Origin of the sequence: Psychrobacter sp. 28M-43 (genome assembly GCF_014770435.1) — a bacterium.
Lineage (GTDB): Bacteria > Pseudomonadota > Gammaproteobacteria > Pseudomonadales > Moraxellaceae > Psychrobacter.
In genome coordinates, this window is the sequence record NZ_CP061739.1 from 1931237 (window position 1) to 1944526 (window position 13290).

Annotated in this window: 10 protein-coding genes; 8 read left to right on the forward strand and 2 right to left on the reverse strand. The window is 43.0% G+C overall.

What is annotated here, in order from left to right; translation table 11 throughout:
• The first annotated feature begins 15 nt into the window (after positions 1–15).
• The 8 genes from IEE84_RS08020 (at position 16) to IEE84_RS08055 (ending at position 10731) form a co-directional block, all read left to right on the forward strand.
• Entirely contained in the window at positions 16–1281 is a 1266-nt protein-coding gene (locus IEE84_RS08020) for a sugar transferase (protein WP_224737691.1), read from the forward strand.
• A 59-nt stretch (positions 1282–1340) separates the two neighbouring features.
• Entirely contained in the window at positions 1341–2813 is a 1473-nt protein-coding gene (locus tag IEE84_RS08025) for a capsule assembly Wzi family protein (protein ID WP_191113793.1), read from the forward strand.
• 438 nt (positions 2814–3251) lie between these two features.
• Entirely contained in the window at positions 3252–3656 is a 405-nt protein-coding gene (locus IEE84_RS08030; RefSeq protein ID WP_191113794.1) for a hypothetical protein, read from the forward strand.
• A 334-nt stretch (positions 3657–3990) separates the two neighbouring features.
• Complete coding sequence (locus IEE84_RS08035) at positions 3991–6039, forward strand: FAD-dependent oxidoreductase (protein WP_224737705.1); 2049 nt, start codon at positions 3991–3993, stop codon at positions 6037–6039.
• A 182-nt stretch (positions 6040–6221) separates the two neighbouring features.
• A complete protein-coding gene (locus IEE84_RS08040; protein ID WP_191113796.1) occupies positions 6222–7520 on the forward strand; it encodes an ABC transporter substrate-binding protein in 1299 nt (432 codons plus the stop codon).
• Positions 7517–9280 carry an ABC transporter permease gene (locus IEE84_RS08045; RefSeq protein ID WP_224737706.1) on the forward strand — a complete coding sequence of 588 codons (1764 nt, stop codon included), beginning with the start codon at positions 7517–7519 and terminating at the stop codon, positions 9278–9280. Before IEE84_RS08040 ends, IEE84_RS08045 begins: the two co-directional genes overlap by 4 nt.
• Positions 9281–9405: 125 nt before the next feature.
• Positions 9406–10038: an ATP-binding cassette domain-containing protein gene (locus IEE84_RS08050; RefSeq protein WP_191113797.1), complete on the forward strand. Its 633-nt coding sequence runs from the start codon at positions 9406–9408 to the stop codon at positions 10036–10038.
• 66 nt (positions 10039–10104) lie between these two features.
• Positions 10105–10731, forward strand: a complete 627-nt coding sequence (locus IEE84_RS08055; protein WP_191113798.1) for a CDP-alcohol phosphatidyltransferase family protein — start codon at positions 10105–10107, stop codon at positions 10729–10731.
• 44 nt (positions 10732–10775) lie between these two features.
• On the opposite strand, the gene IEE84_RS08060 is transcribed toward IEE84_RS08055, so the two are convergent.
• Both IEE84_RS08060 and IEE84_RS08065 read right to left on the reverse strand, forming a co-directional pair.
• Complete coding sequence (locus tag IEE84_RS08060) at positions 10776–11387, reverse strand: TetR/AcrR family transcriptional regulator (RefSeq protein WP_191113799.1); 612 nt, start codon at positions 11385–11387, stop codon at positions 10776–10778.
• A 248-nt stretch (positions 11388–11635) separates the two neighbouring features.
• On the reverse strand, positions 11636–13162 hold the full coding sequence (locus IEE84_RS08065) for an aldehyde dehydrogenase family protein (protein WP_224737707.1): 1527 nt from the start codon (positions 13160–13162) through the stop codon (positions 11636–11638).
• Positions 13163–13290 lie beyond the last annotated feature (128 nt).

Sequence of the window (13290 nt, forward strand, 5' to 3'; positions counted from 1 at the left end):
TGTTTTTAGCACTCTATGAATAAGAATTCATTTATGTTCAATAAAAGAATATTAGCGTCTTTGAAGTTTTTACCTGTTCAGCTACTCATCGGACTATTACTATGCACTTGGATCCCATACTTGTTCTTGGATTGGAGCTATTTAGACCAAGGGTTCAATACGACAAGCACGTTTAATATTCTCATAAGTGGTATGCTTACTTCGTTAACTTTATTTACTTTGAACTTGATACGTCAGTTTCCAGGTATTAATTCGAGTTCATATATACTGCCTGTATTTATTTTTTGGTTTGCTTTAGTTTTTGTGCCTGCTGAATTGACTAAGTATTCTTTTTCTTTGATTTATTACTGCATCAGTGGCATATGCTTACTGAGTTATCTTTTCATTATTAATATAATTAACCGTCGTTATACCATTCAAACTCTTGCTTATATTCCAGTGGGTAGAGCGATAAATATGCCAGAACAAGTGCCCTCTGCAGATTGGTTAAAGCTAGATACAACCAACTTAGGTCAGCATGTAAATGGCATAGTAACGGATCTTCATAGTTACGATTTGACTGATGATTGGCAAGAGTTCATCGCTCATCAGACTTTGCAAGGCATTCCGGTATACCATCATCGTCATATTCGTGAATCACTCACTGGTAGAGTTAAAATCAACCATATGTATGAAAACGAGCTTGGCTCATTGCTACCTTGTGAAAACTATATGATGGTCAAATATTGTTTTGACTTTCTGATTATCTTAGCGCTATTACCGATGACTCTCATCATTTTTCTATTCACTGCGATAGCAATAAAACTCGAAGACAATGGCAAGGTTTTTTATACCCAGTTACGCGTTGGTCATCGAGGTAAGAGTATCAAAGTCTATAAATTTCGTAGTATGCGTGAGAAAGCTAAAGAAGTCCTGACCGTTGATAACGATGACCGTATTACCAAAGTTGGTTATTTTCTCCGTAGAACGAGAATTGATGAGCTTCCTCAGTTTATTAATGTCCTCAAAGGTGAGATGAGCTTGATTGGTCCTAGGGCTGAGTTTATTGATTTTGCCCTCAAACTTGAACAGCAAGTTCCCTTCTTTAATTATCGTCATATTGTAAAACCTGGCATATCTGGTTGGGCTCAAGTCAATCAAGGATATGCGACTGGTGCCGAAGAAACTAAATTAAAAATCGAATATGACTTTTATTATATAAAGCACATATCATTTACATTGGATTTGCTAATTTTCTTTAGAACCATTCATACCACGCTTACAGGTTTCGGTTCACGGTAAGGCCATGAAATTAATTAATCATCTGTTTCGCTAACACTATAGATTATGAGTAAACTACTATGACAAAACAACTGCCCTACCACCGCTTACATAATTTAAAAGTAATAAGCATTTTATTGAGTTTTGGCATAGTAAGTACATACGCTACTGCTCAAAACATATACGTCAACGATATGAGCCTAAAATCAGAACTGAACTGGTTGAACTCACAAGGTGTCATTCAAATAAGTACTAGTACATGGCCATTAACTGCAAATGAAATTAAGCGCGTACTTAGTCTAGCTAAAGTAAAAACTTCAGAACAACAGCAGATAATACAGTCAATACAGCTTACATTAGGGCAAAAACCCAAATCGCTTGTTAACGCACAAGTTGGTCTATACGCTCAAACTGATAGACAGCATTTACCACAAACTTTTGCTGATAATAAAATGTCTACAGTACAAGCTAGTTTACAAGCTGGTGTTAGTGAAGAAGATTGGGAGCTCAATCTACAGGCCAACCTTAAAGATGATGACCTAATAAATGATGACGATGTGAGTTTTGAAGGCTCTTATATAGCAGGCAAATTTGCTAATCAATGGCTAATAGCTGGACAAATTCCAACTTGGTGGGGCCCTGGACATGATGGTAGCCTAATTCGGGGAGATGCAAGTCTTCCTATCGTAGGTTTGACCCTGCAGCGTGATGAGCAAAGTGTACCAACCTCTCCCTATTTATCTTGGGTAGGTCCTTGGCAGTATCAATTATTTGCAGGACAGTTGGACGATTATGAAGCGGTACCAGATGCTAAACTTTTTGGTGCGCGTCTTACTGCTAGTCCATGGCCTTGGTTAGAAGTTGGAGCTTCTCGTACTTTTATGTGGGGAGGAGAAGGACGACCTGAGAGCTTTAGCTCATTTAGTGATGCTCTGTTAGGAACAAGAGATAATGATACTACTTCTGGTAATACTGACCAAGATCCTGCCAACCAACTAGGAGGGTTTGATGCTCGCGTTAACTTAATGCCATTAGTAGGTGTACCGACTGGTATTTATGCACAGTATATCGGTGAAGATGAAGCTGGTGGCTTACCTGCCAAAAACATGTATTTAGCGGGTATAGACTATGCTTCAAGTATAAATGCTCTGCCTTATCAATTATATGCTGAATATACCGATACTCGTTCTAGCGGTGAAGCACGCGGCATATCTTATGATCACTTTCTCTATACAGATGGTTATTATCAGCATGGCTATCCGCTAGGATATGGATTGGGTGGTGACGCCGAAAGTGTAGCGCTTGGTGGTAAGCTTTGGGTAGATAACCAAAACTTTATCTCTACTAAGCTACAATACGCTAAGGTTAATCAATCGAATGAGAGTGACAACCAAGCTTTTCCTGAGCCAGAAACTTTGAAAGTAGCTGATATAGCTTGGGAGCATCAAATGAATCCAAAAACGCTCATTTCTAGTCGAGTCTGGGCGCTAGATTCGAACAAACAGTCAACTGATGTAGGTGCTGGTGTTGGTCTTGAATTTACTAATTTCTAGTGTGAAAATTATAGTTTAATAAAAAGACGCCAGTTAGAAGCCCTTTATAGAATTTACGTTCTATAAAGGGCTTTTTGCATTTATACAGGTTAGGCAAATCTCTATAGCGCAAAATAAACGTTAAATGTGTCGACAGACTCAATCAAACGTACGCAAATCGGCCTTCTTTAACCTAACATTGCTGGTTTAGTTAAAGAAAGTAACCTAGCGCTATAATTGCTAGAATATGGATATAATCAACTTGAACAGTTATTCAATAACTACTACAATGCGTTTTTAGTACATTTTGTGGTAATACTTTGTTTATTTTTGAGTAATCACTCAACATTGTTCATATTTTACCTGTGTTTGTTACCTGATAGTTCGGTGCCATCGTGCCCGTTTTATTTGCTTAATTTGTTCCAATTCACTTTACTTTTTCTCAAAAAGAGATAATCCATGCCAAAACATTTACCACTCTCACTATTGTTTCTTCGCCTTGGTGTTTTCATCGTATTCTTCTTCTGGACACTCGATAAATTCGTAAATCCTGAGCATGCCGCCAATGTATTTGCTAAATTCTACGCTTTAGAAAACTTGGGCATCACTATTGTTTACCTGATTGGTAGCTTACAAATCATTCTTATCTTCTCGTTTGTCATGGGTTTATTCAAAAAATGGACCTACGGCATCATTTTATTACTACATGCCGCTTCTACATTTGCCTCCTTTGGTCTTTATCTAACGCCTTTTGATAACTTGTTGTTCTTTGCTGCATGGCCAATGCTGGCAGCCTGTTTGGCGCTATTCCTAATGAGAGACTATGACACCCTAACATTGGATAAAAATACGTCTCCAGCATAAATGTCGGTGGCAGTGCTTATTGCTTAAATAGTATAAATGTCAGACAACAAGACATAATTTATATACTATTAAGACTGCCGACTTAAATTTTTTATCGTAGTTAGGCGATTCAGACGATTCGATTTGACCACCACCATTACTCAAACAGGGTTACTCAGGGATAAGTGTTCTACTGTTTGAGCAATAACTACGGTTTTAGCCTTCGCTCCCTTATTTGGCCGGACTTTTCATGATTAAAAGAATATTTTTAATACTATTAATATTGATATTAGCGGCAAGCTTTTTTTATTTTGACCTAAATCAATTATTGACGCTTGATGGCTTAAAAGGGTCGATGGCGCAATTTAATGAATACAAAGCGCAGTCACCGCTATTGATTATCGGTGGGTTTTTCTTACTATATGTCGTTGTTACTGCCCTCTCCTTACCAGGCGCTGCGATTTTGACGCTAGCCGCTGGTGCGCTATTTGGTTTGGTTCAGGGCTTACTCGTTGCCTCATTTGCATCGAGTATTGGTGCTACCATTGCCTTCTTGGCATCGCGGTATTTACTGCGTGACACCATCAAACAGCGCTTTCCTGAGCGGTTGGCAGCTATTGATGCAGGCGTCGAAAAAGAAGGTGGGTTTTATTTATTTACCTTACGTCTGGTACCCATATTTCCATTCTTTTTAATCAACCTATTGATGGGTGTAACGTCTATTAAAACATGGACTTATTACTGGGTCAGTCAAATCGGCATGCTGGCTGGGACGTTTGTCTTTGTCAATGCAGGGACACAGCTGGCACAGATAGATAGCTTATCGGGTATTTTATCTTTCAACTTAATTGTCTCGTTTGCATTATTAGGTTTCTTTCCATTAATAGCAAAAGGAGTGTTGAACATGTTTAAAAAACGCCGTGTCTATAAAGGCCACACCAAACCTAAAAAGTTCGATCGCAATATGATTGTGATTGGCGCAGGCGCTGGTGGATTGGTCACAAGCTACATTGCCGCCGCAGTAAAGGCAAAAGTCACACTGATTGAAGCAGGTGAGATGGGCGGCGATTGTCTTAATTATGGTTGTGTACCTAGTAAAGCCATCATTAAGAGCGCAAAAATCGCTGATCAGATTCGCCATGGGGAAAACTACGGTCTAGAGAACACTGTACCGCAGTTTTCATTCAAAAAAGTGATGGCACGCGTACAGCAAGTAGTGGCTGATATCGCACCGCACGATAGTGTTGAACGTTATACCAATCTGGGCGTCGATGTGGTCAAAGGCTATGCCAAATTAGTTGATCCTTGGACAGTAGAGATTCAACTGAATGACGGCGGCATGCAGACCCTAACAGCGCGCACCATCGTCATTGCCACTGGCGCTCGCCCATTTGTACCACCTCTGCCAGGTATAGAAGAAACTGGCTACGTAACCAGTGACACGCTATGGACCAAGTTTGCTGAGCTAGAAGAAGCTCCGAAAAAGCTAGTAGTACTGGGCGGTGGTCCAATCGGTAGCGAGCTTGCTCAAAGCTTTGCTCGATTGGGTTCTAATGTGACGCAAATTGAGATGAGCGATCGCATTATGGGTAAAGAAGACCTTGAAGTGTCTACCTTTGCTCACAAATCGCTTGCTGATAGTGGTGTTAATATTTTGACCTCGCATCAAGCGATGCGCTGCGAGATGCGTGATGGCAAAAGATACATTATCGTCAAACACAATGAAACAGAAATCGATATCGAGTATGATGAGCTACTTTGTGCCGTTGGCCGTAGCGCACGCCTTGAAGGTTATGGTTTAGAGGCACTAGGTATCGAAACCAATCGTACGATCGTGACCAACGAATATCTCGAGACGTTATATCCTAATATTTTTGCTGCAGGCGATATCGTTGGCCCATACCAGTTTACTCATGTCGCTGCCCATCAGGGCTGGTACGCCGCAGTGAATGGTTTATTTGGTAATCTGAAGAAGTTTAAAGTAGATTATCGCGTGATTCCTTGGGTTACGTTTATCGACCCAGAAGTCGCTCGTGTCGGTATCAACGAGCAAGAAGCCATTGATAAAGGCATCGATTACGAGATTACTCGTTTTGAGTTTGAAGAGCTGGATCGTGCCATTACAGATAGCGCGGCTAAAGGCTTTATCAAAGTCATCACGCCAAAAGGTAAAGACAAAATATTGGGCGTTACGGTGGTGTCTGAACATGCAGGCGACCTAATCGCTGAGTTTGTACTGGCCATGAAACATGGTCTGGGTCTCAATAAGATTTTGGGCACCATTCATAGCTACCCTACTTGGGCAGAAGGTAACAAATACGCCGCTGGTGAGTGGAAACGTGCTCACGCCCCTGAGACCGTATTAAGTTGGTTAGAAAAATACCATACTTGGCGTCGCGGTTAATTAATGGCTGTTAGTTAATGGCAGTTTGCTGATCAACGTCATTAAATGACGCGATTGGTAGCAAAGTTCTAAAAGACTCCAATAAAGCTGGTTTAGATTTTGTGATATCTGTTTGGTTTGATATGACAGACTATGAAATCTTTATCAGCTTTACTAACATTTAAATCATAACGGAAACTTGAATGCGCGTTATTGCCACTTTACCAATGCTCAAACGTCTTACGCGATATAGCACCTACGCTATGGTGATGAGCATTTGTATTGGTATATCAGCAAGCACAGCATCGCCAACTACTGCCAATGTTAACCAAGACTTGTCACCTTGGCAGCAGATAGAAGCCCAAGGTAGCAATCAAGATGTTTATTTCTATGCATGGGGCGGTGATCCACAGATTAACGCTTATCTACAATGGGTCGCCGATCAAGTCGATGATAAATATAATATCAACTTAGTCCATGTCAAATTGAGTGACACCAGTGAAGCAGTCAGTCGGGTACTCGCAGAAAAATCCGCCCACAATGACGATCAAGGCAGTGTTGATTTGGTCTGGATTAATGGTGCTAACTTTGCCACCATGAGTGAAAACTCGTTATTACTTAAACAATGGGCAAACAAACTGCCCAATTTTGCGTTGACTGATCCGGACAATAATCCAATCGTAAACTTTGACTTTGGTGTGCCGACCAACGGTATGGAAGCACCTTGGGGACAAGCCTCTCTGACGTTTTATTATGACAGCTTATCGACCAGTAAACCGCCAACAACGCTAAATGAACTGGCTACTTGGACAGCACAAAACCCTGGCCGTTTTAGCTACCCAAAACCACCTGATTTTTTGGGTATGAGTTTCTTAAAATACGTCTTAGTTATGCTGCATGAACGACAAGACGCTCAAACGGGTAAAGACATTAGCGCACAGCTTAACTTGCCTGCCACTGAAGAAAACACCGCACTCGTATTAGACCCGCTATGGGAATTTTTGGATAATTTTCATCCAACCTTATGGCGTAATGGCGAGCAGTTCGTACAGACAGGTGCGCAGATGCGGCGCTTGGTCGATGATACGGAGCTGAGTCTCGCGTTTACCTTTTCGGCACCAGAGGTTCCTGCGGCCGTACAGCGCTATGACTTACCCCAGAGCATTCGCAGCTATGCCATGAGCGACGGCAGCTTAAGCAATACTCATTTTGTCGCCATTCCTTATAACGCTAGCCATCCTCAGGCGGCACAATTAGTAGCCAACTTTTTGATGAGTCCAGAAGCCCAAGCAAAAAAACAAACCCCCTCGGTATGGGGTGACAAAAGCGTACTGGTTCAATCTACACTTAGCCCTGCACACCAAGCATTATTCAAAACCAAGCAGCCCCATCCAAGCGCCCTGCCCTTTGATAGTGTCAAACGCACGGTAAGCGAGCCGCATCCAAGTTGGGTAGAGGCCATCCAGCAAGGCTGGCAAGCACGTTATGGGGTGAGTCCATGAGCCAAGGTTTTGATAAAATAACGAAAAAAGGTGATAGCCCTAGACCTATTATGCTTGAGAAAAAAGATCTGTTTACGCGTATCGTGTCTTTTAGTCCCAAACTCTTAATTCTCATACTAATACTACCGGTACTCTGTGGCCTCATCTGTGTACTGTTGCCTGCCCTGAGCTGGCTTCCTGCCCTAGAAAAAACGACCTTGAATCTGCAAGGGTTTATAGACCTGTGGCAAACGCCTGGCATCACGCAGATGGCTGCATTAAGCCTGGCTACAGGACTTATCAGCACCCTACTTGCTTTTGTCATTGCCCTGATGATATTAGCCGCGTTCTTTAACAGTGTTTGGTTGCAGCGTATTGAGCATTTATTAAGCCCCATCTTAGTCATTCCTCATGCAGCTGCAGCCATTGCCGTTGGGTTTTTGATTGCGCCGTCAGGTATGTTTGCACGGCTCATCTCCCCGTGGCTAACTGGTTGGGAGATGGCACCCGATGGTATGTTTCCACATGATCCATACGGTATCAGCATCATCTTGGGTTTAACCTTAAAGGAGCTGCCGTTTTTATTATTAATGGCACTGGGCGCGCTTGCTCAGCCTGAGCTTGGTAAAAAACTGCGTCAACAGTATACCGTTGCGCTCAATTTAGGTTATTACCCAATTACTGCTTTTTTTAAGGCGGTCTTGCCTCTGTTATATCCTTTTCTACGTTTACCAATTTTAGCAGTGCTTGCCTATGCCAGTGCGAGCGTTGAGATGCCGTTGATATTGGGCCCTAATACACCGCCAACGCTTGCCGTCTCTATCATACAATGGTTCAACGATGTCGATCTTACATTGCGTATCAAGGCATCAGCAGGCGCATTATTACAACTCGTATTGACAGCAGGTTTAGTCGCCTTTTGGCTGGGCGGCGAAAAAGCTATCAAAACAATATTTAGTGTTTCGTCAGTTAATGGCAAACGTCATTATGCAGACGCTATCTGGCAAAAAGTCACCGCTATGCTTACCGTAGGCGTGATTGGTTTTATGTTACTGTCACTCTCTGGCCTCGTTTTATGGGCATTTGCAGGATTTTGGCGGTTTCCAGCGATGCTACCAGAGCAATTCGTGCTATTACACTTTCAAAGTGCCTTTACCCAAATGAGCACACCATTGGTCAATACGCTTAGCATTGGGGCCGTCAGTACTGCCTTTGCTGTTTTTCTGACTTTGCTATGCTTGGAAGCTGAGCAATTGAGTGCTAAACCACTGTCACACTTCACCAGTTTTATTATTTACTTACCGCTACTGGTACCAAGTATCGCGTTTTTATTTGGCTTGGTATGGTTACAGCAGTTAGCCAATTATCAATCAGAATTTTTTAACGTGGCATTTGCCCATCTTTTATTCGTGCTACCGTACGTGTTTTTATCATTGGCCAGTAGTTATCGGCGCTTAGATCCTCGTTTTGCTCATGTGGCCGCTAGCCTTGGTGCTGCACCCATCAAGGTCTTTTTCCAGATAAAACTGCCGCAGTTATTTGCCCCTATTTTGATTGCCATTGCTCTCGGTCTAGCGATTAGCTTTGGTCAGTATTTACCAACTCTATTGGCGGGTGGCGGACGTATTGCTACTATCACGACAGAAGCGGTGACACTGGCGAATGGAGCCAGTAGACGTACCAGTGCTGTCTACGCAATTATGCAAATGGCGCTACCGCTCATCGGTTTTATAGTGGCTTGGATGCTACCCAAATACTTCTTTAGAAGTGGCGCACGGTAGCAGGTTGACCCTGAATAAGTATAGTTGTGAAAAGCATCAGCTATCGAAAACAGCCGTTATGAAAAAACTAGCCACTGAAAATACTAAAATCATTAGTCGTAAAAAACGCAAACAAAGGGTTCCTGATGCCATCATCTTTACAGATAAAAGACTTACAACTGTTTCGTCAAAATGAGCAGTTATTGAGTATTAATGAGCACATCGCTGGTGGTGATATCCTAACCGTGATGGGCCCTTCTGGTAGTGGTAAGTCCAGCTTACTGAACTGGCTAACAGGCACTTTGGCGAGCGATTTTACCGCGACGGGTACTGTCTGTTTAAACGATAAAAATGTGACTCACCTGCCTGCGCATTTGCGACGTATTGGTGTGCTGTATCAAGACGCACTGCTGTTTTCACACCTATCTGTCGCGGGTAATATTGCTTTTGCCATGCCAAAAGGAAACAAAAAACAGCGTGTTGAAAAAATAGCGCAATCTTTAGCGCAAGTGGGCTTAGAAGGGATGGGAGATCGTCATCCTGATAACCTATCAGGTGGTCAACAAGCACGTGTCGCCTTATTACGCACGCTACTGAGTGAGCCCAAAGCGATACTACTTGATGAGCCATTTAGCAAACTTGATACTCAGTTGAGAATGGATACGCGGCAATTGGTATTCGATCAGATTCGTACTCATAAGTTGCCTGCTATTATGGTCACGCACGACCAAAGTGACGCTGAAGCAGCCAATGGCAAAGTTATTCATGTAGGACAATAGTCTTGTAGATTAAAGTCAAAAATCCAGCTAAAGCAACAAGAAAGCAAAACATAAAAGGCAGCTCGCATGTTAGACAAGTTTATTACGCCCTTTATCAAGCCGCTGCTAACCCCAATAGTAGCGACATTACATAAGCTCGGTATTACGGCTGATCAGCTTACGGTAGCTGGATTCTTGGTCGGTATGTTGGCATTACCACTACTTGCGTTTGAGCTATGGTATGGCGCACTGGCAGCGATAACATTGAATCGTATTTTTGATGGGCTAGATGGTGCGATGGCACGCTATGCACAGCAAAGCTCAAGTGCAGGCGGTTATCTCGATATTACCCTCGACTTTCTGTTTTATGCAGCTGTACCACTCGGGTTTATCTTGGCCAACCCTGCACAAAACGCTATTGCAGGCGCGTTGTTGTTAGCAGCATTTATTGGGACAGGTTCGAGCTTTTTGGCCTTTGCGATTTCTGCAGAAAAATTTCAATTAGACAAGCCGCAGTTTAAATATAAAAGCTTTTATTATCTTAATGGTCTTACTGAAGGCACCGAGACCATTGCTCTTTTTATTGCTCTTTGCATTTGGCCTCAGCATTTTGTGCTACTGGCTGGTATCTTTGCTACTGCCTGCGCTGTTACTATTTTCACTCGTATACATGGTGGGTATCATACCCTCAAGCAGCTCGAATCTACCAAGTAAGCGTCTAGAGATATACGCCGTATCAAAACCCAGTCATCATACCGCTAAGCATTTACCGAATCATCGAGTCGCAGTGCTTCTATAGATAAAGCCATATCTTCAGCAAGGGCGTGTACCGTCGAGCTCTCTATGTCACGCTGTGCAAAGGCACGCAGTCCCATGACTTCTGCCTGTAAGCGGCGACCAAGTCTAACCGGATCAAGCTCACTATCCATCTCACCGACATTCTGCGCTTCTCTAAAGCATTCTATAAATCGCGTCTCCATACCTGCCAGCAGCATTTCCACCTTGGTTAACGCTGTCTGCTCACGCGCGCCCAGCTCCAGTAAGCTTTTGACCAACATACAGGCTCGGCTCGGTAATGCTTTGTCACGAATCCCGCCAAGCTGACGTATATAAGCGGCCAGTCCTAATAAAGGCGTCTTATGATGGCTCAATACTCGCTCAAGCTCGGTCAACCCTAAACGCGCATAGTATTCTAGCGCTTCTTGAAACAAGCCTTCTTTATTACCAAAAGCGGCATAGATACTGCCTGGGCGCATATCGAGTGCTTGCTCGATGTCTTTTAGAGACGTGGCATGAAAGCCCTTTTGCCAAAAAAGCTGTAGCGCACGCTCCAAGGCGTCATGACGGTTGTAAAGTGCGGTGCGTGACATAATGTGCCCCATTTAAAAAGCCGTGACCTCATATAAAAATGGGCACGGCTATAAAACTTGAATGATTGCTCAATTTTATCCTGAATGGGTGCGACAGTAAAGTTAATATAAGAAACGGTCTGGTAAGCAAACGTAATGCTAGGGCGCGACTTAGCTATCAACCATCACTCTACAATAATTCAACAATCATGCTGATAGCTAGTAAATGGTCTCTACAGTGGCTAGTGATAATCTAGTCAAAAATCCAATTAATCAGTCAGTAATACGTGTTTGCTCTTCTGATAAGCGGACAAACCATCACCGCCCAACTCACGGCCGATACCGCTGTGTTTGAACCCGCCCCACCCTGCTTCTGGCAGTACGATTTGTTGCTCGTTAATCCAGATATGCCCGGCTTTGATTTGTAGCGCCATCTCGAGTGCGGCAGTCTCATCGGGGCTCACAATGGTTGCTGCTAGAGCAAACTTACTATCATTAGCTAGACGGATAGCCTCTGCGCCGTCAGTAAAGGTTGCACAGACTAATACAGGCCCAAACACTTCCTCCATCCATAATTGACTGGTCGCTGGCACATTTGTATAGATAGTTGGCTTTACAAAATAGCCAGATGCTTCTAATAACTCACCACCAGTTAAGCAATTTAGATTTTCAGCTGTCGCAATATTAAAGAATTTCTTAACTTGATTCAGCTGCTGCTCGCTCACCAATGGACCCATTTGTGTATCTGTCGCGAAACCATCACCAATTTGCAGACTTTCCGTTTTTACTTTTAACGTCTCAAACAGCTGTGTAGCGATATCTTGATGGACAACCAAACGCGACGTGGCCGAGCATATCTGACCTGCATTGGTAAATATGCCGCCAATGATTAAATCACAAGCATAATCAATATCAGCATCTGCGCAGACCACAATAGCAGACTTACCGCCAAGCTCTAGGCTAATGTCTTTGATGCCTTTTGCTGCTTGAACCATCACCTTTTCACCGACTATATTACTACCAGTAAACGATACTTTGTCAATCAGTGGATGACTGGTCATAGCAGTACCCACTTCCGCAGCGCCCGGTAAAATATTAACCACCCCTTTTGGCAAGCCAATCTCAGATAAGATATTACCTAGCATAAGCTCTGGTAATAATGTCACTTCAGACGGTTTCAATAGCACGGTACAACCTGCCGCTAGCGCAGGTGCCAGCTTCCAAGAGGTCGTTACCATTGGGAAATTCCAAGGGGTAATCAGCGCACAAATACCCACTGGCGAGTATGTCTTTAACAAACGAATACCCGACTCAAGCGTTGAGACCTTAGACCACGTTGCCTGATCTGTGATGAAGTTGGCATAGTAGCGATAGCAAGCAATGGCGTCCCCTACGTCTATCTTTGCTTCTTCAATTGGCTTACCGTTGTTTAATACAGACAGCCCAACCAACTTATCGAATTGCTGCTCCATAGACTCTGCAATCGCATTTAGATAGCGGGCGCGCTCACTTACACTAGTCTGTGACCATCCAGCAAAGGCTTCATCAGCTGCTTTAACTGCCTGCTCTACATGGGAACTGGTGCATAAGCGCGTCGTTGCAATCACCTCGCCTGAATTTGGATCATACAACACATGGTTATTTGTATTATCAAAGCTTGCATCACCAGAATCGGTCGCGAGCGCTTCAATCGTAACCCAGTCACCATTGATATAAGCGGCATTGAGTACAACTTCGTTTTGAGCCGTTTGTATGGCAGTTTCTCTGGTTAAATCTGTAGAGTTCAGCATTTCCATAATGGTCAATCGCCTTATATTTTTGATCTAATTTTCTTTATGTTCGTAACGTCCGTAACGTGATTGGCTAAATGGTCGGTCTAACTGACTACAGAAAAACCGACCATTTGTATATTATCGTTAGGCTA

Bases quoted from the DNA above. Each gene is read 5' to 3' on its own strand.
- IEE84_RS08020 (WP_224737691.1), top strand. From the start codon at position 16: ATGAATAAGAATTCATTTATGTTCAATAAAAGAATATTAGCGTCTTTG.
- IEE84_RS08025 (WP_191113793.1), top strand. From the start codon at position 1,341: ATGACAAAACAACTGCCCTACCACCGCTTACATAATTTAAAAGTAATA.
- IEE84_RS08030 (WP_191113794.1), top strand. From the start codon at position 3,252: ATGCCAAAACATTTACCACTCTCACTATTGTTTCTTCGCCTTGGTGTT.
- IEE84_RS08035 (WP_224737705.1), top strand. From the start codon at position 3,991: ATGGCGCAATTTAATGAATACAAAGCGCAGTCACCGCTATTGATTATC.
- IEE84_RS08040 (WP_191113796.1), top strand. From the start codon at position 6,222: ATGCGCGTTATTGCCACTTTACCAATGCTCAAACGTCTTACGCGATAT.
- IEE84_RS08045 (WP_224737706.1), top strand. From the start codon at position 7,517: ATGAGCCAAGGTTTTGATAAAATAACGAAAAAAGGTGATAGCCCTAGA.
- IEE84_RS08050 (WP_191113797.1), top strand. From the start codon at position 9,406: ATGCCATCATCTTTACAGATAAAAGACTTACAACTGTTTCGTCAAAAT.
- IEE84_RS08055 (WP_191113798.1), top strand. From the start codon at position 10,105: ATGTTAGACAAGTTTATTACGCCCTTTATCAAGCCGCTGCTAACCCCA.
- IEE84_RS08060 (WP_191113799.1), bottom strand. From the start codon at position 11,387: ATGTCACGCACCGCACTTTACAACCGTCATGACGCCTTGGAGCGTGCG.
- IEE84_RS08065 (WP_224737707.1), bottom strand. From the start codon at position 13,162: ATGGAAATGCTGAACTCTACAGATTTAACCAGAGAAACTGCCATACAA.